This is a genomic window from Burkholderia perseverans (assembly GCF_022870505.1).
Taxonomy (GTDB): Bacteria; Pseudomonadota; Gammaproteobacteria; order Burkholderiales; family Burkholderiaceae; genus Burkholderia; species Burkholderia plantarii.
The window spans coordinates 363287-384090 of the sequence record NZ_CP045094.1 but is presented as its reverse complement, the minus strand read 5'-3'; the positions used below and the strand labels follow the sequence as shown (position 1 = coordinate 384090).

Below are 20804 nucleotides of genomic sequence, written 5' to 3'. Positions count from 1 at the left end.
CGCCGCGGCGGCGTCAACTGCCGGCGACGCCGGCCTCTTTCCCGATACGGGCCGGCGCCGGTGCGGCGCGGCTCGCGATGATCTTTCCTTGCGGGGCCCGATTCACCCCATCCGCTTCCAAGGGCGCGGCCCCGCGAGCAGGTGCGCGTGCAGGTGGAACACTTCCTGCCCGCCGCCCGGCCCGGTGTTGATGACGGTCCGGAACCCGGTTTCGCCGCCCGTGTACGCGCAGCCGAACTGCTCGGCCAGCCGCGCGACGAGGACCAGCATTCTACCAAGCAGCGGCGCGTCCTCAGGCGCGGCCGCCGACAGTGTCGCCAGATGCCGGCGCGGAATCACCAGCACGTGCGTGTCGGCCGCCGGATGAATGTCGCGGAACGCGACGAACTCGTCGTCCTGGTGGACCTTTTCGCTCGGAATCTCGCCCGCCGCGATCTTGCAGAACAGGCAATCCGGATCGTGACTCATCGTGCTCTCCGCGTCGCGCCGCCCCCGACCCTCAGAACCAGGCCTTCGGATCGAGCGGCTTGTCGTCGTTCAGGAACAGCCAGCCTTTGATGATACGGTACAGCGTCCAGACCCACGTCGCACCGAGTACAAAAAAGCCGACCACGACGAAGCTCAGCATGACGCCGATCAGGTAGAGGATCAGCGCACGCCAGAAGGTGCGGATCTGCCACTCGAAATGCTGCTGGTAACGCGTGCCGACCACGTCCGGCCGCTTCACGTAGTTGATGATGATCGCGATCAGGCCGGTGATGCCGCCCGTGAGCCAGTGGACCGCGTACAGCGCATACAGCACATGGGTCAGCGTGCGCAGCGAGCCGTCACGGCTGCCCGCCGGCGCGGCGCCGGGATAGGCCGGATAGCGATCCGGAACGGAAGCGTCGCCGGGGCGCCACGAAGGATCTTCCACGATGCTACCTCCCTTTGATGACATCACCGAAGCAGGGCCCGCACCCGGACGTCGCCGCCCGGGCCGCGCCGCTCAGCCGCCGCTCAACCGTCGCCGTTCTCGCGCTCGCGGCGCTTGCGCAGCGCCTTTTCCTCGAGGCCCGACAGGCCCTCGCGGCGCTCCAGCTCGGCCAGCACGTCGGCCGGGCTCAGCTCGAAATGCGACAGCATCACGAGACAGTGGAACCAGAGGTCGGCAACCTCGCCGACCAGTGCCGTCGGCGCGCCGCCCTGGCGCACGTCCTTGGCGGCCAGCACGACCTCGGTCGCTTCCTCGCCGATCTTCTTGAGCACCGCGTCGTCGCCCTTGTGGAACAGGCGCGACACGTAGGATTGCTCGGGATCGCCGCCCTTGCGGCTGTCGATCACGGCCGCGAGGCGCAGCAGCGTGTCGTTGGTGGTCTGCGTCATTTGTAGATGTGCTCGGGATCTTTCAGCACCGGCTCGACGGCGGCCCAGTCGCCGCCCTCGGCGGTGCCCTCGAATTTCTGGAAGAAGCAGGAATGGCGGCCGGTGTGGCAGGCGATGCCCGACACCTGGTCGATCTTCAGCAACACCACGTCCTCGTCGCAATCGAGCCGCACTTCATGCACGTGCTGCACGTGCCCCGATTCCTCGCCCTTGAACCAGAGCCGCTGGCGCGAGCGCGAATAGTAGACCGCGCGCCCCGTCTCGACGGTCTTCGCGAGCGCCTCGCGGTTCATCCACGCGAACATCAGCACGTCGTTCGTGCCGACTTCCTGCGCGATCACCGGCACGAGGCCGTTGGCATCCCAACGCACCTTGTCGAGCCACGCGGGGGAAGAAGTCGCTTGGGTCGTCGTCATGATCAGAGCCTCACCGGAATGCCGCGCCCGGCCATGAAGCGCTTCGCCTCGCCGACCGTGTGTTCGCCGTAATGGAAGATGCTGGCCGCGAGCACCGCGTCGGCATGGCCGTCGACGATGCCGTCGGCCAGGTGTTCGAGCGAGCCCACGCCGCCCGAGGCGATCACCGGCACCGGCACCGCGTCGGACACGCCGCGCGTGAGCGCCAGGTCGAAGCCGGACTTGGTGCCGTCGCGGTCCATGCTGGTCAGCAGGATCTCGCCCGCGCCGAGTTCGGCCATGCGGCTCGCCCATGCGATCGCGTCGAGCCCGGTGGCCTTGCGCCCGCCGTGCGTGAACACTTCCCAGCGCGGCGTCTCGCCCTCGGCCGAGACGCGCTTGGCGTCGATCGCCACCACGATGCATTGCGAGCCGTACTTGTTCGCCGCGTCGGCGACGAGCTGCGGATTGGCGACCGCCGACGAGTTCATGCTGACCTTGTCCGCGCCCGCGTTGAGCAGGCGCCGCACGTCCTCGACGGCGCGCACGCCGCCGCCCACCGTCAGCGGGATGAACACCTGCGAAGCCACCGCCTCGATGATCGGCAGGATCAGGTCGCGCTGGTCGGAGGTGGCGGTGATGTCGAGGAAGGTCAGTTCGTCGGCGCCCTGGTCGTCGTAGCGTCGCGCGATTTCGACGGGGTCGCCCGCGTCGCGCAGCTCGACGAAATTGACGCCCTTCACGACGCGCCCGGCGGTCACGTCGAGACAGGGGATGATGCGTTTAGCTAGAGCCATGATGGTACACAGGTGCCGCAGGTGAGGCCGCCCGCGGCGCGGGCGGCTTGGGCGATGACGCCGGCGGCGCTCGGCCGCCGCGGGTCAGGCGTCGTCGAGTTCGCCGTTCAGTTCGTCGGCGCGCTTCTGCGCGACCGAGAAGTCGAGATCGCCGGAGTAGATCGCGCGGCCGCAGATCACGCCTTCGATGCCCTCGCCTTCCACGCTGCAGAGCTGCTCGATGTCGTTCAGGTTCGACAGGCCGCCGCTCGCGATCACGGGAATCCCGACCGCCTGCGCGAGCTTCACCGTCGCCTCGATGTTGATGCCCTGCAGCATGCCGTCGCGGCCGATGTCGGTATAGACGATCGATTCGACGCCGTAGTCCTCGAACTTCTGCGCGAGGTCGATCACCTCGTGGCCCGTCAGCTTGCTCCAGCCGTCGGTGGCGACCTTGCCGTCCTTGGCGTCGAGCCCGACGATGATGCTGCCCGCGAACGCCGTGCAGGCATCCTGCAGGAAGCCCGGATCCTTGACGGCCGCGGTGCCGATGATCACGTAGGACAGGCCCGCGTCGAGATACTTCTCGATCGTCTCGAGGCTGCGGATGCCGCCGCCGAGCTGGACGGGGATCTCGTCACCGACCTCGGCGAGGATCGCCTCGATCGCCTCGAGGTTCTTCGGCTTGCCCGCGAACGCGCCGTTCAGGTCGACCAGATGCAGGCGCCGCGCGCCGAGATCGACCCATTTGCGGGCCATCGCCGCGGGATCCTCGGAGAAAATCGTCGCCTGGTCCATATCGCCCTGTTTGAGGCGCACACACTGACCGTCTTTAAGATCGATGGCCGGAATCAGCAGCATAGCAATCGGAAGTCGTCTGAAAAGAAGAAGGGGTGACGCGCCATTGCCGGCCCAACCGGCACCGCGCCGTCTGCTAGTTTAGTACAAGTCTTTCAGGGTTTTGACGCGCGAGCCCCACGCCACGGGCATGTCTGGCCCGTTCGCCGTGGCGTGCGCGCGACGTTCAGGGCTGCCAATGCACGAAATTGCGGTAAAGCCGCAGCCCGACCTCGGCGCTCTTTTCCGGGTGAAATTGGGTCGCGAAGATGTTGTCGCGCGCCACCGCCGAGACGAACGGCTCGCCATACGCGGTCTCGCCCGCCGCGTGTGCCGCATTCTCGGGCGCCACGTAGTAGCTGTGGACGAAGTAGAAGAACGCCTCGTCCGGCACGCCGGCCCAGAGCGGATGCGCGAGCGTCTGGCGCACGCGGTTCCAGCCCATCTGGGGCACCTTGAAGCGCGAGCCGTCGTCCTGCACCCGGCCGGCCAGGTCGAAGCGCAGCACCTTGCCCGGCAGCAGCCCGAGGCCCGGCGTGTCGCCCTCCTCGCTCCAGTCGAACAGCATCTGCTCGCCGACGCATACGCCCAAGAGCGGCTTGCTGCGCGACGCCTCGATCACCGCCTCCTGCAGCCCCGATTCGCCGAGGCAGCGCATGCAGTCGGGCATCGCGCCCTGGCCCGGCAGCACCACGCGGTCGGCCGCGCGGATCGCCTCGGGACGATCGACGATCGCCACCTGCGCATCCGGCTCGGCCTTCATCAGCGCCTGGGCCACCGAACGCAGGTTGCCCATCCCATAATCCACAATCGCAATCGAAGTTTTCATTTCAGTGCAGGCAGCAAAGCCTTCAGTCCGTCGACGATGAATTCCACCGCCAGCGCCGACAGCATCAATCCCATCAGCCGCGTTGCAATATTAATGCCGGTGCGGCCGATCCAGTTCGCGATCGGCTCGGCGAGCCGCATCGCGAGGAAACAGAGCAGCGCGAGCACCGCGCCGATCGCGATCAGGCCGATCCGGTCGTACCAGTGGACCGCGCCCGCCGAATAGACGATCACCGTGCTGATCGAGCCGGGGCCCGTCAGCAGCGGGATTGCGAGCGGCACCACGGCGATGCTGTGCTTCGATTCGGCCTCGTCGCGCTCTTCCGCGGTCGAGCGCGTGTTGCCCATCTGCGCGTTCAGCATGTTGATCGCCATCAGCAGCATGATGATGCCGCCGCCGACTTCGAGCGAGGCCACCGAGATCCCGAAGAAACGGATGATCTGCTGGCCGAGCAGCGTGGTGACCGCGATCACGCAGAACACCGACACCGCCGCGATGCGCACCGTCCTGCGCCGCTCGGCGTCGGTCAGCGCCGCCGTCAGGCTCAGGAAGAACGGCACCGCGCCGAGCGGGTTGATCAGCGCGAGCAGCGATATGAACGATTTGAGCAGGTCCATCGTGCGGTGTCGGATGCGGCGCGGCGCGCGCGGCGGGACTGGCGTCCTGACGGGCCGCGGTCAGAACCGCGGGGCCGCTAGCGCCGGTCCGGGTTCGCTCAGAGGCTGCCCTTGGTCGACGGAATCTGCCCGGCCGCGCGCTCGTCGATCTCGACGGCCATCCGCAGCGCGCGCCCGAACGCCTTGAACACGGTCTCGAGCTGGTGATGCGCGTTGAGGCCGCGCAGATTGTCGATGTGCAGCGTGACGCCCGCGTGGTTCACGAAACCGCGGAAGAACTCGATCGACAGGTCCACGTCGAAGGTGCCGATCCGCGCGCGCGTGAACGGCACGTGGAATTCGAGGCCGGGCCGGCCCGAGAAGTCGATCACCACGCGCGAGAGCGCCTCGTCGAGCGGCACGTAAGAATGGCCGTAGCGGCGGATGCCCTTGCGCTCGCCGATCGCCTTCGCGACCGCCTGGCCGAGCGTGATGCCGACGTCCTCCACCGTATGGTGGTCGTCGATATGCGTATCCCCATGCGCTTCGATGTCGAGATCGATGAGACCATGGCGCGCGATCTGGTCGAGCATATGGTCGAGGAACGGCACGCCGGTGGCCAGTTTCTGCTGGCCGGTGCCGTCGAGATTGATCTTCACACGGATCTGCGTTTCGCTCGTATCGCGAACGACTTCCGCCACGCGCATGGTGATTCCTTGAAATGACTGGGTAATGGGGGACGAGTGAGGCCGCGGCGACCGCCCGGCGGCGGGCGGCCCGCGCTAGCGCAGCACCAGTCGCAACGCGGCGAGCAGCGCGGCGTTCTCGTCAGGAGAACCGACCGTCAGCCGCACGCAGTTCGCGAGCAACGGGTGCATTTTACTCACGTTTTTGATCAAGACCCGCTCGGCGAGCAGCGCGTCGAACAGGGCCGGCGCGTCGGGCACCCGCACCAGCAGGAAATTGCCGGCGCTCGGGAACACCGTCGCGCCGGGCAGCGCGGCCACCGCCGCCGCGAGCCGGCCGCGCTCGGCGCGCAATTCCGCGGCCTGCGCGTCGAACACGTCGAGGTGGTCGAGCAGGTAATCGACGCTGGCCTGGGTCAGCACGTTGATGTTGTAGGGCGGGCGCACCTTGTCGATTTCGGCGAGCCAGGCCGGCGCGCCGACCAGATAGCCGAAGCGGACCCCGGCCAGGCCGAGCTTCGAGACGGTGCGCATCACCACCACGTTGTCGAATTCGGGCACGCGCGCGAGCCAGCTGCGCTCGGCGAACGGCTGGTAGGCCTCGTCGATCACCACCAGGCTCGTGCTCGCGGCGGCGATCACGCGCTCGATGTCGGCGTCGGCGTAGAGCGTGCCGGTGGGATTGTTCGGGTAGGCCAGATGGATCAGCGCCGGCTGGTGTTCGGCGATCGCCGCGAGCAGCGCGTCGAGGTCGAGGGACATATCCTCGCGCAGCGGCACGCCGACGAACCCCATCTGCGCGAGGCGCGCGTACTGCTCGACCATCACGAAGCCGGGCACCGGCATCAGCACCTTCGCGCCGGGCCGGGCGCAGGCCACCGACAGCATGCCGATGATCTCGTCCGAGCCGTTGCCGAGCAGCACCTCGCAGCCGTCGGGAATCCCCATCGCGGCGCGCAGCTTGCCGATCAGCGCGGCGGGGCGCGGCGGCGGATAGCGGTTCAGCGCGACCTGCGCGAGCCGCTCGCCGAGCCCGGCCGCGAGCGGCGCCGGCAGCGCATACGGGTTCTCCATCGCGTCGAGCTTCACGAGCCCGGTCGCGTCGGGCACCGGGTAGCTCGTCATCGCGAGCACGTCGCGGCGGATGATGTCTTGTGGCGTCGTCATGGTGGGTTCGCGGCGTGCCTCGCGCCGCCCGTGTCGGCGGCCCGGATCGTCCGGGCCGCGGGTCTCGATGCCGCCGGCCCTGCCGCGGCCGGTCTCGTCGCCGTTGCGATGGTTTTTTGCCGTGGCCTTGCACTACCGCCGCCGCGCCCGTCATTCAGGCCGGGCCGCGCGGCGGCCGCGGCCGCTCAGTTGCCGTGGTTGCGCATCCGGTATTCGGCGCTTCGCGCGTGCGCCTGCAGCCCTTCGCCGTAGGCCAGCTCCGAGGCGATCTCGCCGAGCGTCTGCGCGCCGTCCGCGCTGACCTCGATCAGGCTCGAGCGCTTGATGAAGTCGTAGACGCCGAGCGGCGACGAGAAGCGCGCCGTGCGCGAGGTCGGCAGCACGTGGTTCGGCCCGGCACAGTAGTCGCCAAGGCTCTCGCTCGTGTAGCGGCCGAGGAAGATCGCGCCGGCGTGGCGGATCAGCTTGCCCCATTGCTGCGGTTCCAGCGCCGAGATCTCGAGGTGCTCGGGCGCGATCTCGTTGGCGATCTTGCAGGCCTCGGCCATGTCGCGCACCGTGATCAGCGCGCCGCGCCCTTCCAGCGAGGCGCGGATCACGGCCTCGCGCGGCATGGTCGGCAGCAGCTCGTCGATCGCCTTCTCGACGCGCTCGATGAACGCCGCGTCGGGGCACAGCAGGATCGACTGGGCGAGTTCGTCGTGCTCGGCCTGCGAGAACAGGTCCATCGCGACCCAGTGCGGATCGGTGGTGCCGTCGCAGAGCACGAGGATCTCGGACGGCCCGGCGATCATGTCGATGCCGACCGTGCCGAACACGCGCCGCTTGGCCGAGGCCACGTAGGCGTTGCCGGGGCCGCAGATCTTGTCGACCGCCGGCACCGTCGCGGTGCCGTAGGCGAGCGCGGCCACCGCCTGCGCGCCGCCGATCGTGAACACGCGATCGACCCCGCCGAGATAGGCGGCCGCGAGCACGAGGTCGTTCTTCACGCCGTCGGGCGTGGGCACCACCATCACGATCTCGCCGACCCCGGCCACCCGCGCCGGAATCGCGTTCATCAGCACCGACGACGGATAGGCGGCCTTGCCGCCCGGCACGTAGAGGCCGACGCGGTCGAGCGGCAGCACCTTCTGGCCCAGCACCGTGCCGTCCGATTCGGTGTACTGCCAGCTATGGCTGCCGCATTCGAGCTTCTGCTTCTCGTGGTAGCCGCGCACGCGCGCGGCGGCCGCTTCCAGCGCCGCGCGGCGCTTCGGCTCGAGCGTCTCGAGCGCGGCCTCGAGCACGTCCTGGCGCAGCTCCAGCGCGGCCACGCTCGGCGCGTCGAGCCGGTCGAAGCGGTTCGTGTAGTCGAGCACGGCCGCGTCGCCGCGCGTCTTCACGTCGGCGAGAATCGCGGCGACCGAGCGCTCGATCGCCTCGTCCTCGCTCGCCTCGAAGGCGAGCACCGCGCGCAGCGCGGCGCCGAAGCCCTCGCTGCGCGAATCGAGTTTGCGAATCTTGATGGACATGATGCTGTTCGTTCCGGTAATGCGCCGGTGCCGGGAGCGGTCAGCTCCCGCTCTGCTTCGACGCGCGTTCGAACGCGTCGAGGATCGGTTTCAGCGCGGCGCGCTTCAGTTTCAGCGCGGCCTGGTTCACGACGAGGCGCGACGAGATCGGCATGATCTCCTCGACCTCGACCAGATTGTTCGCCCGCAGCGTGCCGCCCGAGCTGACCAGGTCGACGATCGCGTCGGCCAGGCCGACCAGCGGCGCAAGCTCCATCGAGCCGTACAGCTTGATCAGGTCGACGTGGACGCCCTTGGCCGCGAAGTGCTCGCGCGCGGTGGACACGTACTTCGTCGCGACGCGCAGCCGCGCGCCCTGGCGCACCGCGTTCGCGTAGTCGAAGCCCGCCTGCACCGCCACCGACATCCGGCAGCGCGCGATGTTCAGGTCGATCGGCTGGTAGAGCCCGCCGCCGCCGTGCTCGATCAGCACGTCCTTGCCGGCCACGCCGAAATCGGCCGCGCCGTACTCGACGTAGGTCGGCACGTCGGTGGCGCGCACGATGATCACGCGCACGTTCGGGTCGTTGGTCGGCAGGATCAGCTTGCGCGACGATTCGGGATCCTCGGCCACCTCGATGCCGGCCGCCGCGAGCAGCGGCACGGTTTCCTCGAAGATACGCCCTTTCGACAGCGCGAGGGTCAGCGGTGCGGTCATGCGGCACTCCCGGTGATGCGGCGCACGTCGGCGCCAACTGCGTTCAGCTTGGCTTCCATCCGATCATAGCCGCGATCGAGATGGTAGATCCGGTCGATGACGGTCTCGCCGTCGGCGCACAGTCCCGCGATCACGAGGCTCGCCGAGGCGCGCAGGTCGGTGGCCATCACGTTGGCGCCCGACAGCCGCGCCACGCCCGTGACGAGCGCCGTGTTGCCGTCCACCACGATGTCGGCGCCGAGCCGGTTCAGCTCCTGCACGTGCATGAAGCGGTTCTCGAAGATGGTCTCGACCACGTGCGCGGTGCCCGCGGCCACTGCGTTCAGCGTCATGAACTGCGCCTGCATGTCGGTCGGGAACGCCGGATATTCGGAGGTGCGGATCGCTACCGCGGCCGGGCGCCGGTCCATCGTCACGCGCAGCGTGTCGCCGCGCTCGTCGAGCTTCGCCCCCGTCTCGCGCAGCTTGCCGAGCACCGCGTCGAGCAGGTTCGCGCGCATGCCGCGCAGCGTGAGTTCGCCGCCCGCCGCCGCCGCCGCGCAGAGGAACGTGCCGGCCTCGATGCGGTCCGGCACCACCGCATGGCTCGCGCCGTGCAGCCGCTCGACGCCCTGGATCACGAGCCGGTCGGTGCCGATCCCGTCGATCCTCGCGCCCATCGCCACCAGCAGGTTGGCAAGGTCGGTCACCTCGGGCTCGCGCGCGGCGTTCTCGATCACGGTCTCGCCGTCGGCCAGCGTGGCGGCCATCAGCAGGTTCTCGGTGCCGGTCACCGTGATCATGTCGGTGACGATCCGCGCGCCCTTCAGGCGCGTGGCGCGCGCCTCGATGTAGCCGTGCTCGATGGTGATCTCGGCGCCCATCGCCTGCAGCCCCTTGATGTGCTGGTCCACCGGCCGCGCGCCGATCGCGCAGCCGCCCGGCAGCGACACCTTCGCGTAGCCGAAGCGCGCCAGCAGCGGGCCGAGCACGAGGATCGACGCGCGCATGGTCTTGACCAGCTCGTAGGGCGCCACCGGCTCGCTCACGCTGGCCGCGTCGAGCGTGACGCGCGCGCCGTCCACCTCGCTCTTCACGCCCATCCCGCCGAGCAGCGCGAGCATGGTGCGCACGTCCTGCAGGTCGGGCACGTTGTCGAGCCGCAGCGGCTCGGCGCTGAGCAGGCCCGCGCAGAGGATCGGCAGCGCCGCGTTCTTCGCGCCCGACACCTGGATCTCTCCGGCGAGCCGCGCGCCGCCGGTGATCACGAGCCGTTCCTCATGCCCTTGCGAAGCCCGGCCGGCGGCCGGATTCGCCGTCGCGACGTGACGTACCGCGTCGCGTTCTTTTACTGAAACTTGCACGAAGGATGTCCGTTCTTTACGTGTTCTGCCATTCGGCGGGCGTCAGCGTCTTCATGCTGAGCGCGTGGATTTCCTGCTTCATGCGGTCGCCGAGCGCCGCGTAGACGAGCTGATGGCGCTGGATCGGACGCTTGCCTTCGAAATGCTCCGAGACGATGGTCGCGAAGAAATGCTGGCCGTCGCCTTCGACTTCCAGATGCGTGCAGGCGAGCCCGCCCGCGATGTATTGCTTGACCTGTTCGGGAGTCGGCAACATGAGAAATGCTCCAGTCGGTGCGTTCAGTGACGCAGCTTGTAGCCGGTCGCGAGCAGCCGCATCGCGACGAGCGCGAGCAGCACGAAGAAACCGGCGACGATCGCGAGGCTTTGATACGGGTTGATGTCGGCGACGCCGAAGAACCCGTAGCGGAAGCCGTCGATCATGTAGAAAAACGGATTGAGACGCGACACCTCGCGCCACAGGGGCGGCAGCGAGTGGGTCGAGTAGAACACGCCGGACAGGAACGTCAGCGGCATGATCAGGAAGTTCTGGAACGCGGCGAGCTGGTCGAACTTCTCGGCCCAGATCCCGGCGATCAGGCCGAGCGTGCCGAGGATCGCCGAGCCGAACAGCGCGAACAGCACGATGAACAGCGGCGAGGCGAAGCCGACCGGGATGAACCAGACCGTCACCACGAACACGCCGACGCCGACCGCGAGCCCGCGCACCACGGCCGCGAGCACGTAGGCCGAGAAGATCTCGGCATACGACAGCGGCGGCAGCAGCACGAACACGAGGTTGCCGGTGATCTTCGACTGGATCAGCGACGACGAGCTGTTGGCGAACGCGTTCTGCAGCACGCTCATCATCACCAGCCCCGGCACCAGGAAGCTCACGTACTCGACGCCGGGATAGACGTTGACGCGGCCCGACAGCGCGTGGCCGAAGATCGTCAGGTACAGCAGCGCCGTGACCACCGGCGCCAGCACGGTCTGAAACGCCACCTTCCAGAACCGCAGGATTTCCTTGTAGAACAGCGTGCGAAACCCGCTCATGCCAGACCCTCGATCACATCGGCTCCGTTCATCACCTGGACGAACACGTCTTCGAGGTCGGCCTTGCGCACCTCGATCTCGTCGAACGCGCAGCCCGCCGCGCGGCAGGCCGACAGGATCGGTTCGACCTCGTCGTAGCTGCTGAGCCGCAGCAGGTGCTCGCGCGCGCCGGGCGCGACGGCCTCGGTCTGCAGCGCGCGCAGTTCGGCGGGCAGCTCGCCCTGCGCGAGACGCAGGTACAGCTGCAGCCCCGCGAAGCGCTGCAGCAGCGCGCTGGTGCGTTCGAGCGCGACCACCTCGCCGCGCCGCAGCATCGCGATGCGGTCGCACAGCGACTCGGCTTCTTCCAGGTAGTGGGTGGTCAGCACGATCGTGTGGCCTTCGCGGTTCAGGCGCGAGATGAACTTCCAGAGCGTCTGGCGCAGCTCGACGTCCACGCCGGCGGTCGGCTCGTCGAGCACGATCACGGGCGGCCGGTGGACCAGCGCCTGCGCCACCAGCACACGGCGCTTCATGCCGCCCGACAGCGCGCGCATGTTGGCGTCGGCCTTCTCGGTGAGATCGAGATTGGCCATCACTTCATCGATCCAGTCGTCGTTGCGGCGCAGCCCGAAATAGCCGGACTGCAGCCGCAGCGTCTCGCGCACCGAGAAGAACGGATCGAACACGAGTTCCTGCGGCACCACGCCGAGCGCGCGGCGCGCGTCGCGGAAGTCGGTCACGACATCATGCCCGCGCACCGAGATGCTGCCTTCGTCGGCGCGGGCGAGTCCCGCGAGGATGCTGATGAGGGTCGTCTTGCCGGCGCCGTTGGGGCCGAGCAGGCCGAAGAACTCGCCTTCCTCGACGGACAGGCTGACGCCCTTCAGCGCCTGGAGCGACGCATAGCGCTTCTTGACGTTTCGGATTTCTATGGCTGACATGACTGAGCGCGGCACGGGCGCCGCGACGCCTGATTCTGGTCGTGAAGTCGAATGGGGAAAAATGGGGGCCGATTGGAAGCCCCGCAAAACGGTTGATTATAGGGCAAACCGGGCAGCCGGATGGGCGCGGCCGAGCCGCGACGATCCGGGACGCCCGGGCGCGCGGCGCCGGGCGTCAGGCGGCGAGCGTCAATGTCGCTCGCCGAGGAGGGAGTCGATGCCGTAGGCCCGCGCGAGGCTGGCGAGCGTGGGCGGCAGGTTCAGGATCTCGAGCGCGGCGCCGCGCGCCCGGGCGGCGCGCTGCCACGCGAGCAGCACGGCGAGCGCGGCCGAGTCGAACTGCGCGAGCGCCGCGCAGTCCACCGCGGTCGCGCCGCCGGCGATGCGGCCGAGCCCGTCGTCGAGCGCGGCCTTCGCGCTCGCGTGGGTCAGCGAGGCGCCGGTGGCGAACTGGCTCACGATGCCTTGCCGGCCGCGAGCTGCTGGTTGCGCTGCGTGAGGAACTGGATCAGCCCGTCCACGCCGCTCTGCTGGATCTTCTCGTTGAACTGCTGCTGGTAGGTCTGGATCAGCCAGGCGCCGAGCACGTTCAGGTCATAGACGCGCCAGCCCTGCTGCGTCTTGTAGAGGCGGTAGTCGATCTGCACCGGCTGGCCGTTGTTCGAGGCCAGCGTGCGCACCACCACGTCGGTCGCGCCCGGATCGGCGCGGAACGGCGGGTACTGGATCTGCTGGTCGGCCTTCAGCTGCGCAATCGCGCCCGAATAGGTGCGGATCAGCAGCATCTTGAACTGCTCGATCACCTTGTCCTGCTGGTCCGGCGTCGCCGCGCGCCAGTTGCGGCCCATCACGAGCTGCGTGGTGCGGCGGAAGTCGGTGTACGGGAGGATGTCGCGATTGACGATGTCGGTGATCCGGCCGATGTCGCCCGGCTTGATCGACTGCGCCCGGACCTCGTTCATCACCTGTTCGGTCGCGGTCTTGATCAGCGCCTGCGGGTTCGACTGGTCGACCTCGGCATGGGCGGCGCTGCCGAACGAGAAAAACGCGGCTACCACGGGAATCAGAAACAGTTTTTTCATGAGATGTCCTGCGAAGTGAGTCGGTGCTGCATTTTGAACCAGCGGCGGACTTCTTGTTGCATCCGCCGCCGTCACAAACGTTTCCGGCTGTAACGAACCGCGGCGCGATCAGTGCAGCCGCAGGCTCGGCCAGTGGAAACCGTTCGGCGCCGGCGGCACCACGTTCTGAGCCGGCACGTGGGTGGCGCTGGCCGGATTCGGCATGGCCGCGGCCGGCGCCGAGGCGGCCGAAGCGGCATCCTGGGCCGGGGCCGTCGCACCCGGCGACACCGCCGCGCCGGCTGCCGCACCGGCCGCACCCGCGCCGGCACCGGCCGCCGGTGCCGCGCCGTCGTCGGGCAGATCGTACTTCGGCAGCGTTTCCGAGCCGTAGTCGGGCACGTTCGCGGCCGCCTTGCCGCCGGGGCCGCCCGAGGCGGCGATCAGCGACTGGCGGCGCTGCAGGTAGGCGTTGCGCACGAACGAGTACTTGTCGATCGCGGCCGCGTCGAGCACGTCGCCGGCGCCAAGCAGGTTCGCGCGCGTATTGACCAGGTTCACGCCGAACAGGCCCCAGCTCACCGCATCCGAATTCACCCAGGTGAGCGGGTTGCCGACGTAGTCGACCCCGAGGCCTGCCGTGTCGCGCACGGTGCTCGGCCCGAGGAACGGCAGCACCACGTACGGGCCGGGCGGCACGCCGTAGTGGCCCATCGTGATGCCGAAGTCGTTGGTGTGCTTCGGCAGCTTCGCCACCGTCGCCACGTCGAACAGGCCGCCCACGCCGAACACCGTGTTGATCACCACGCGCATGATGTCGCCCACGCCGTCGGCGATGCGCAGCTGCACGAGGTTGTTGGCGGCGATGTAGACGTCGCCGATGTTCGAGAAGAAGTTCGTCACGCTGTCGCGCACCGGCTGCGGCACCGCCCACTGGTAGCCCTTGGCGACGGGCTTCAGCGCATAGGTGTCGACGGTGTCGTTGAACTTGTACATCGTCCGGTTGAAGCCTTCGAGCGGATCGCCCTTGGTGGGCGTCTGGACGGTGGCGCAACCGCTCATCGCGGCGACCGCCGCGAAGGTCAAGGCCGCGTTCCTGAGGCGCATGGTCTGCATGATCGTGTTCCCTCTTCTCTTTTCTCTGTCTGTTGCCTCGCCGGTGGGGACGGCGCGAGCGCTCAATGGGCAGCCGCCCCCGACGCCGCGGCCGGCTTGCTGCCGCCCGCGTCCGCTGCCTTGCTGTACAGGAACTGTCCGATCAGGTTCTCGAGCACGATCGCCGACTGCGTCATCGAGATCGTGTCGCCCGCCTTCAGCATCTCGGTGTCGCCGCCCGGCTCGAGGCCGATGTACTGCTCGCCGAGCAGGCCCGAGGTCAGGATCTTGGCCGAACTATCCTTCGGGAATTCGTATTGCTTGTCCAGTTCGATCGTCACCACCGCCTGGTAGGTATTGGTGTCGAAGCCGATCGCGCCGACCCGGCCCACCACCACGCCGGCGCTCTTCACGGCGGCGCGCGGCTTCAGGCCGCCGATATTGTCGAACTTCATCTTGACGGGATAGGTCGGCTGGAACGACAGCGAGCTCATGTTGCCCACCTTCAGCGCGAGAAACAGCAGCGCCAGGAAACCCAGCACCACGAACAGGCCGACCCAGAAGTCGAGAGCAGTCTTTTTCATCGTCATCTCAGGAATAGCCGACTCAGCTGAACATCAGCGCGGTCAGCAGAAAATCGAGGCCGAGTACCGCGAGCGACGCGTACACGACGGTTCGGGTGGTCGCGCGCGACACGCCCTCGGGCGTCGGCTTCGCCTCGTAGCCCTGGTAGAGCGCCACGAAGGTGACCGCGAAGCCGAACACGACGCTCTTGAGCACGCCGTTGCCGACGTCGCTCCAGGCGTCCACGCCGCCCTGCATCTGCGACCAGAACGCGCCCGGATCGACGCCGATCAGGATCACGCCCACCACGTAGCCGCCGATCACGCCCACCGCGCAGAAGATCGCCGAGAGCAGCGGCATCGTGATGATGCCGGCCCACATGCGCGGCGCGATCACGGTCTTGATCGGGTCCACCGCCATCATCTCGAGCGCGGTCAGCTGCTCGCCCGCCTTCATCAGGCCGATCTCGGCCGTCAGCGAGGTGCCCGCGCGGCCCGCGTACAGCAGCGCGGTGACCACCGGGCCCAGTTCGCGCACCAGCGACAGCGCCACCAGCAGCCCGAGCGACTGCTCGGCGCCGTAGCGGTTCAGCGTGTAGTAGCCCTGCAGCCCCAGCACGAAGCCGACGAACAGGCCCGACACGGCGATGATCACGAACGAATAATTGCCGAGGAAGTGGATCTGTTTCGTGACGAGCCGCGGGCGGCGCAGCAGCGGGAAGAATTCGAGCACGAGCCGCACGAACAGGCGCGTGGCGTAACCCGTGCGTTCGAGGCCGCCCAGCACGAAACGACCGATAGCGCTGATCATCGGCGCCCTCCGCCAAGGCCGAAGTCCGCGTCGAGCGGCGGACTCGTGTAGTGGAACCGGAACGGGCCGTCGGGCACGCCGTCGATGAACTGGCGCACGCTCGGCTCGGTCGAGGCGCGCAGCTCGTCAGGCGTGCCTTCGGCGAGCACGCCGCCGTTACCGAGGAAGTAGACGTAGTCGGCGATCGCGAACGATTCCGGCACGTCGTGCGTGACCAGGATCGAGGTCGCGCCGAGCGCCTCGTTCAGCGTGCGGATCAGGTTCGCGGTAATGCCGAGCGAGATCGGGTCGAGGCCGGCGAACGGCTCGTCGTACATGATCAGCTGCGGGTCGAGCGCGATCGCGCGTGCCAGCGCGACGCGGCGCGCCATGCCGCCCGACACCTCGGACGGCATCAGGTCGCGCGCGCCGCGCAGGCCGACCGCGTTGAGCTTCATCAGCACCAGGTCGCGGATCAGCGGCTCGGGCAGGTCGGTGTGCTCGCGCAGCGCGAACGCGACGTTGTCGAACACCGACATGTCGGTGAACAGCGCGCCGAACTGGAACAGCATGCCCATCTTGCGGCGCAGCGCGTAGAGACCGTCGCGCGACTGCGCGCCGACGTCGGCGCCGTCGAACAGCACCTGGCCCCGGCGCGCGCGCACGAGGCCGCCGATCAGGCGCAGCACGGTCGTCTTGCCACAGCCGGAGCCGCCCATCACGGCCACCACCTGACCGCGCCCGAAGCGCAGGTTCAGATTGGACAGCACGAGGCGGTCGCCGTAGCCGAAATCGACGTCGCGAAGTTCCAGCAGGGACTCGGAAGGGGAGCTCACGGAGCTGACAATCCTGTAACGCAGAACGCCGAATTATAGGGCCTGCTACGGTTTGGTGTCGGCAGAGTGTGCAGCGCGGCAATTTCGGCCGCTGGCCAAACATTACGTGACGTAACCGCGGCGGCGCCGGAAAGCCGCGAGCGGCCGCCCGGCGCGGCGGTGCGGGACCGCCTGTCCCGGCGGCAAGGGGCCGCCGGCAGGATCCGCCGGCCCGGCCGCGGCGGGCACGATGAGGCACGATCGGGCACGGCGGGATGCCCGCGCATCGGGTGCGCGGGCGCAACGCTTCGTCTCAGCGATCGAAGCAATCGGCGAGCGAGGCCACCGCGGCGCGCGGGTCCGCGGCCTGGGTGATCGCGCTGACCACGGCCACGCTGCCGACCCCGGCCGCGATCACCTCGGGCAGGTTCGCGGCCGTCACGCCGCCGATCGCGACGAGCGGCGCGCGCTGCCCGGCGAAGCGCGCGTAGCGGGCGAGCCGCGCGAGGCCCTGCGGCGGCACGGCCACCGCCTTGGTCGCAGTGGCGAACACCGGGCCGAGCGCCAGATAGCTGGGCCGCTGGCGCAGCGCGACCAGCATCTCGTAGTAGCCGTGGCTCGACAGGCCGAGCCGCAGGCCGGCCGCCGCGATCGCGCCGAGCCCGGCCTCCTGCAGGTCCTCCTGGCCGAGATGCACGCCGTAGGCGCCGGCCTCGATCGCGAGCTGCCAGTGGTCGTTGATGAACACGCGCGCATCCGGGTAGCGGCGCCCCGCCGCCACCGCGCGCGTGATCTCGGCGGCCAGCGCGTCCGGCGCGGCGTCCTTCACGCGCAGCTGCACGGTGCGCGCGCCGTAGTCGAGCACGCGTTCGACCCATTCGGCCGACGGCACCACCGGATACAGCCCGAGCCGCGCCGGGCACGGCGCGAAGGCCGGCTCGGGCGCGCCCGGCGCGCCGGCGATCGACGGAAAGCGGGCCGGTTCGACCGGCCATGGATCGCCGTCGGCCGCCTCGTCGCCGTCGCGCCAGGCGAGCGCCAGCACCAGCGCGTCGTGCGGCTCGAATCCGCAGTCGGCGAACGCGGCCAGCGCGGCGATCCAGTCGTCGGCGAGCGGCGCGGCGGCGGTCAGCGCGTAGCGCGCGTCGGCGCCCGTCAGCGTGGCGTGCCGCTCGTCGATCTCGAGCACGGCGCCGCCGGCCGCGATCAGTTCGGCCGCGCGCCCGGCCTTGGCATCGCCGGCCGTCGCCACCAGCAGGTCGCCCGGCTGCGCGCGTTCGGGTACCGCAACACAGATTCGCATCGGCGCGCGGCGCGTGGGCCACTCGCCGAGCCGCGCGCGGATCCGCTCGGCGGCGCCCGCCAGCTCGTCCACCGGGGGCCAGAACAAATCACCGAAGCGCGTGCTCATTGCGCACCTCCATCCTGGTGCCAGAACGGCATGCCGACCACCGGCGTGCTCGCGTGCGCGGTCTCGCGCGGGTCCATCGGCCCGGCCCGCCACGCGTCGCGGCCCGCCTCGACGGCCTGCGCGAACGCGCGCGCCATCGTCTCGGGATGGGTGGCCTGCGAGACGGCCGTATTCAGCAGCACGCCGTCGAAGCCCCACTCCATCACCTGACACGCGTGCGACGGCACGCCGAGCCCGGCATCGACGATCAGCGGCACGTCCGGTAGCCGCTCGCGCAGCACGCGCAGCGCGTAGGGGTTCATCACGCCCTTGCCGGTGCCGATCGGCGCGCCCCACGGCATCAGCGCCTCGCAGCCGGCGTCGAGCAGCCGCCGGCCGATCACGAGATCCTCGGTGCAGTACGGCAGCACCTTGAAGCCGTCCTTGACCAGCAGCGTGGCCGCCTCGATCAGGCCGACCGGATCGGGCTGCAGCGTGTAGTCGTCGCCGATCAGTTCGAGCTTGATCCAGTCCGTCTCGAACACCTCGCGCGCCATCTGGGCCGTGCTGACCGCCTCGGCGACGGTCTGGCAGCCGGCCGTGTTCGGCAGCAGCGGCACCTCGTGGCGCCGCAGCAGGTCGAAGAAGCCGGCCTCGGCGGTGCCGGCGTTCATCTGCCGGCGCAGCGCGACGGTGACCATGCCGGGCCGCGACGCGGCGATCGAATCGGACAGCGACTGCAGCGACGGATAACGGGACGTGCCGAGCAGCACGCGGCTTTGCAGCGCGGTGCCGTACAGCGTCAGCGAATCGGTGGAGGAACGGAGCGTCATGGGGAAGTCCTGTGAAAGGTCTGCCGGGCGGGGAACCGGGCGGCGCCGGTCAGCCGCCTGCGACGGGATGCACGACGTCGAGCCGGTCGCCGGCCGCGAGCGCATGCTCCGCGTGCCGCGCGCGCGCGACGAACGCGCCGTTGACGGCGACCGCGAACGGCGGCCGGGCCTGGTAGGCGGCGAGCGCGTCGGCGACGGTCGCGCCGTCGGGAAGCGTCAGCGTCTGCTGGTTGATCTGGATGTCCATGGTGTCGGTAGAAGATCGTGCCGCGCGCTCATGCGCGCACGGGGTCGGGTTGGTACTGGAACAGCGTCGGCCAGCGCACAGCGCGGCGCCATGCGGCGAGCGCATCGCGGCCCTCGCCCGCTCCGCCTGCCTCGTCGCTGCCACCGGTGCCGAACTCGCCGCCGAACCACGCATGCACGAATTCGACGGCCGCCTGCGCGACTTCCGGCGCGATCATGAAGCCGTGCCGGTACAGCCCGTTCACCGCCAGCGTCGCACCGCCGTTCCAGACGATCGCGGGCCGGTGATCGGGCAGCGTCGGCCGGCACTGCGAGCCGAGTTCGAGGATGCGCGCCTCGCCGAACGCCGGATGCACGGAGAACGCCGCGCTCAGCAGTTCGAGCGCCGAGCGCACGCTGACGGGCGACAGGTCCTCGCCTTCCACCTCGGTCGCGCCGATCACGTAGAGATCGTCCTGCTTCGGCGCGATGTAGAGCGGATAGCGCGGGTGCAGCAGCCGCACCGGCCGCGTGAGCCCGATGCCGGGCGCGTGGATCCGCGCGACCTCGCCGCGAATCCCGCGCAGCGCCGGCAGCGCCGCTTTCGCGCCAAGCCCGCGGCAGTCGATGGTGAGCCGCGCGCGCGGCTCGGGCGCCGTCTCGACGGCCGTGTTCCAGTGCGTGTCGACGCCGCGCGCGGCGAGCCCCGCGGCCAGCGCGGCGAGCGTCTGGCGATTGTCGAGCTGGCCTTCGCGCGGCAGCAGCAGGCCGCGCGCGAAGCGCCCGGCCAGCGCCGGCTCGGTCGCGCCGACCTGCTCGCCCGCCAGCGCGACGAGGCCGCCGTCGACGAGCGGCGCCGGCGCGTTGGCGCGCACGCGGCGCTCGAACAGCGGCGCCTCGGCGCGATCGGCGTGATGCCAGACGACCAGCGTGCCGTTGCGCTGGAAGAACACCGGCTCGGGCAGCTCGGCGAGCCACGCCGGCCAGCGTTCGAGCGAGGCGGCGCCGAGTTCGGTGATCAGCAGCTCGGCACTGGCGGCCTCGGCGAGCGGCGCGAGCATCGCCGCCGCGACCCAGGCGGCCGCGCCGGACCCGGCCGCGTCGCCGCGCTCGTGCAGCGCCACGCGCAAGCCCGCGCCGGCGAGCCGCCATGCGATCAGCCGGCCGACGAGGCCGCCGCCCAGCACGGCGACGTCGGGGCGGGTGCCGGTCGTGCCGCTCATCGCGCGGCCTTCCCGACGGGGCGCGCCGCCGCGCGAGCGGACGCGCGCGGCGCCAGGATCAAGCCACCCGAGGCAAGATCAAAGCGGCAAGCGGAACCTGAGGAACGAACAAGACTAAGCGGTGGGACGTGAAGAACGGGCATGGGCTCCTTCCGTAACGCGCGACTGCGCAATCGAACGGACGAAACCGGCGGCGGGGAGCCGACCCGGAAGCCAACGCCACGCGCCCCGTTCCAATGCGAACGACGGCGGCCGAACGACAACGGCGGGCGCGACCCGGTGGAATCGAAAACTTCCCGCGCCGGTATTATCCGGATCGGGTGCGAAGGGTCTCTCTCAGCCTTGCCGCCGCGCATCCCGATGCATCGTTCACCGGACGCCGACAGGCAGCAAAGCACCCCTGTTTCGTCTGGCGGCCATTAGACCACAGAAGCGGAAACGGTCGCAAACCGCGGCGCAGCATGGCTTGCGCGAGATCGCGTCGAATCGGGAAGCGGCCGGCGAGCGCCCGCGGCGGCCTCGCGGCGCGCCCCATTTTCCCGCCTTCTGCGCGAGCCGGCGCGGCGCTGGCACAATGCTGGCGTTGCGCCTTGTCCATGGCGGCCCCGCGCCGAGCGTGCCGGCCCGTTAAGTGCCGTTTAAGCGAGGC

The 20804-nt window shown here is 69.5% G+C and carries 26 protein-coding genes and 1 riboswitch; all 26 genes read right to left on the bottom strand.

The features are described from left to right. Positions 1 to 102: 102 nt before the first annotated feature. Positions 103 to 468, bottom strand: coding sequence for a histidine triad nucleotide-binding protein (locus BpN12_RS16280; protein ID WP_246796548.1), 366 nt, complete (start codon positions 466 to 468; stop codon positions 103 to 105). A 31-nt stretch (positions 469 to 499) separates the two neighbouring features. After that, entirely contained in the window at positions 500 to 916 is a 417-nt protein-coding gene (locus BpN12_RS16275; protein WP_042623682.1) for a DUF4870 family protein, read from the bottom strand. Positions 917 to 999: 83 nt separating this feature from the next. After that, positions 1000 to 1365 carry a phosphoribosyl-ATP diphosphatase gene (locus tag BpN12_RS16270; protein ID WP_042623681.1) on the bottom strand — a complete coding sequence of 122 codons (366 nt, stop codon included), beginning with the start codon at positions 1363 to 1365 and terminating at the stop codon, positions 1000 to 1002. Then, the gene (hisI, locus tag BpN12_RS16265) at positions 1362 to 1781 is read right to left on the bottom strand and encodes a phosphoribosyl-AMP cyclohydrolase (RefSeq protein WP_246796547.1); all 420 of its coding nucleotides are present in this window, start codon (positions 1779 to 1781) and stop codon (positions 1362 to 1364) included. The genes BpN12_RS16270 and hisI overlap by 4 nt, the downstream gene beginning before the upstream one ends. 2 nt (positions 1782 to 1783) lie before the next feature. Then, positions 1784 to 2557 (bottom strand): imidazole glycerol phosphate synthase subunit HisF, encoded by a 774-nt coding sequence (gene hisF / locus BpN12_RS16260; protein ID WP_246796546.1) that lies wholly within the window; start codon positions 2555 to 2557, stop codon positions 1784 to 1786. Between the two features lie 84 nt (positions 2558 to 2641). Beyond that, on the bottom strand, positions 2642 to 3397 hold the full coding sequence (hisA, locus tag BpN12_RS16255) for a 1-(5-phosphoribosyl)-5-[(5-phosphoribosylamino)methylideneamino]imidazole-4-carboxamide isomerase (RefSeq protein ID WP_042623678.1): 756 nt from the start codon (positions 3395 to 3397) through the stop codon (positions 2642 to 2644). A 163-nt stretch (positions 3398 to 3560) separates the two neighbouring features. Then, positions 3561 to 4202 (bottom strand): imidazole glycerol phosphate synthase subunit HisH, encoded by a 642-nt coding sequence (gene hisH / locus BpN12_RS16250; protein WP_246796545.1) that lies wholly within the window; start codon positions 4200 to 4202, stop codon positions 3561 to 3563. Then, positions 4199 to 4819 (bottom strand): MarC family protein, encoded by a 621-nt coding sequence (locus BpN12_RS16245; RefSeq protein WP_246796544.1) that lies wholly within the window; start codon positions 4817 to 4819, stop codon positions 4199 to 4201. The genes hisH and BpN12_RS16245 overlap by 4 nt, the downstream gene beginning before the upstream one ends. 98 nt (positions 4820 to 4917) lie before the next feature. Then, positions 4918 to 5505 carry an imidazoleglycerol-phosphate dehydratase HisB gene (gene hisB / locus BpN12_RS16240; protein ID WP_246796543.1) on the bottom strand — a complete coding sequence of 196 codons (588 nt, stop codon included), beginning with the start codon at positions 5503 to 5505 and terminating at the stop codon, positions 4918 to 4920. Between the two features lie 75 nt (positions 5506 to 5580). Continuing rightward, the gene (gene hisC, locus BpN12_RS16235) at positions 5581 to 6651 is read right to left on the bottom strand and encodes a histidinol-phosphate transaminase (RefSeq protein WP_246796542.1); all 1071 of its coding nucleotides are present in this window, start codon (positions 6649 to 6651) and stop codon (positions 5581 to 5583) included. A 185-nt stretch (positions 6652 to 6836) separates the two neighbouring features. Next, positions 6837 to 8162 carry a histidinol dehydrogenase gene (hisD, locus tag BpN12_RS16230; protein ID WP_246796541.1) on the bottom strand — a complete coding sequence of 442 codons (1326 nt, stop codon included), beginning with the start codon at positions 8160 to 8162 and terminating at the stop codon, positions 6837 to 6839. Positions 8163 to 8202: 40 nt separating this feature from the next. After that, entirely contained in the window at positions 8203 to 8859 is a 657-nt protein-coding gene (gene hisG, locus BpN12_RS16225; RefSeq protein WP_198250495.1) for an ATP phosphoribosyltransferase, read from the bottom strand. Next, positions 8856 to 10202, bottom strand: coding sequence for a UDP-N-acetylglucosamine 1-carboxyvinyltransferase (gene murA, locus BpN12_RS16220; protein ID WP_246796540.1), 1347 nt, complete (start codon positions 10200 to 10202; stop codon positions 8856 to 8858). The genes hisG and murA overlap by 4 nt, the downstream gene beginning before the upstream one ends. A gap of 16 nt (positions 10203 to 10218) precedes the next feature. After that, positions 10219 to 10458, bottom strand: a complete 240-nt coding sequence (locus BpN12_RS16215) for a BolA family protein (RefSeq protein WP_246796539.1) — start codon at positions 10456 to 10458, stop codon at positions 10219 to 10221. A gap of 23 nt (positions 10459 to 10481) precedes the next feature. Beyond that, entirely contained in the window at positions 10482 to 11237 is a 756-nt protein-coding gene (locus tag BpN12_RS16210; protein ID WP_246796538.1) for an ABC transporter permease, read from the bottom strand. Continuing rightward, on the bottom strand, positions 11234 to 12160 hold the full coding sequence (locus tag BpN12_RS16205) for an ABC transporter ATP-binding protein (protein ID WP_246796537.1): 927 nt from the start codon (positions 12158 to 12160) through the stop codon (positions 11234 to 11236). The genes BpN12_RS16210 and BpN12_RS16205 overlap by 4 nt, the downstream gene beginning before the upstream one ends. A gap of 189 nt (positions 12161 to 12349) precedes the next feature. Then, on the bottom strand, positions 12350 to 12619 hold the full coding sequence (locus BpN12_RS16200) for an STAS domain-containing protein (RefSeq protein WP_042623668.1): 270 nt from the start codon (positions 12617 to 12619) through the stop codon (positions 12350 to 12352). After that, positions 12616 to 13242 carry an MlaC/ttg2D family ABC transporter substrate-binding protein gene (locus tag BpN12_RS16195; protein ID WP_246796536.1) on the bottom strand — a complete coding sequence of 209 codons (627 nt, stop codon included), beginning with the start codon at positions 13240 to 13242 and terminating at the stop codon, positions 12616 to 12618. The genes BpN12_RS16200 and BpN12_RS16195 overlap by 4 nt, the downstream gene beginning before the upstream one ends. A 108-nt stretch (positions 13243 to 13350) precedes the next feature. Beyond that, positions 13351 to 14337, bottom strand: a complete 987-nt coding sequence (locus BpN12_RS16190; protein ID WP_246796535.1) for an MlaA family lipoprotein — start codon at positions 14335 to 14337, stop codon at positions 13351 to 13353. 62 nt (positions 14338 to 14399) lie between these two features. Next, entirely contained in the window at positions 14400 to 14906 is a 507-nt protein-coding gene (mlaD, locus tag BpN12_RS16185; RefSeq protein ID WP_246796534.1) for an outer membrane lipid asymmetry maintenance protein MlaD, read from the bottom strand. Between the two features lie 16 nt (positions 14907 to 14922). Next, positions 14923 to 15690 carry a lipid asymmetry maintenance ABC transporter permease subunit MlaE gene (gene mlaE / locus BpN12_RS16180; protein WP_042623664.1) on the bottom strand — a complete coding sequence of 256 codons (768 nt, stop codon included), beginning with the start codon at positions 15688 to 15690 and terminating at the stop codon, positions 14923 to 14925. Further along, the gene (locus BpN12_RS16175) at positions 15687 to 16505 is read right to left on the bottom strand and encodes an ABC transporter ATP-binding protein (protein WP_198250503.1); all 819 of its coding nucleotides are present in this window, start codon (positions 16503 to 16505) and stop codon (positions 15687 to 15689) included. Before BpN12_RS16175 ends, mlaE begins: the two co-directional genes overlap by 4 nt. 292 nt (positions 16506 to 16797) lie before the next feature. After that, positions 16798 to 17895 (bottom strand): thiamine phosphate synthase, encoded by a 1098-nt coding sequence (thiE, locus tag BpN12_RS16170; protein ID WP_246796533.1) that lies wholly within the window; start codon positions 17893 to 17895, stop codon positions 16798 to 16800. After that, positions 17892 to 18707: a thiazole synthase gene (locus tag BpN12_RS16165; protein ID WP_246796532.1), complete on the bottom strand. Its 816-nt coding sequence runs from the start codon at positions 18705 to 18707 to the stop codon at positions 17892 to 17894. The genes thiE and BpN12_RS16165 overlap by 4 nt, the downstream gene beginning before the upstream one ends. Positions 18708 to 18756: 49 nt before the next feature. After that, on the bottom strand, positions 18757 to 18954 hold the full coding sequence (thiS, locus tag BpN12_RS16160; protein WP_198252621.1) for a sulfur carrier protein ThiS: 198 nt from the start codon (positions 18952 to 18954) through the stop codon (positions 18757 to 18759). Between the two features lie 28 nt (positions 18955 to 18982). Beyond that, a complete protein-coding gene (locus BpN12_RS16155) occupies positions 18983 to 20155 on the bottom strand; it encodes an FAD-dependent oxidoreductase (RefSeq protein ID WP_246796531.1) in 1173 nt (390 codons plus the stop codon). A 276-nt stretch (positions 20156 to 20431) separates the two neighbouring features. Then, positions 20432 to 20567, bottom strand: a riboswitch (TPP riboswitch). Between the last annotated feature and the right edge of the window lie 237 nt (positions 20568 to 20804).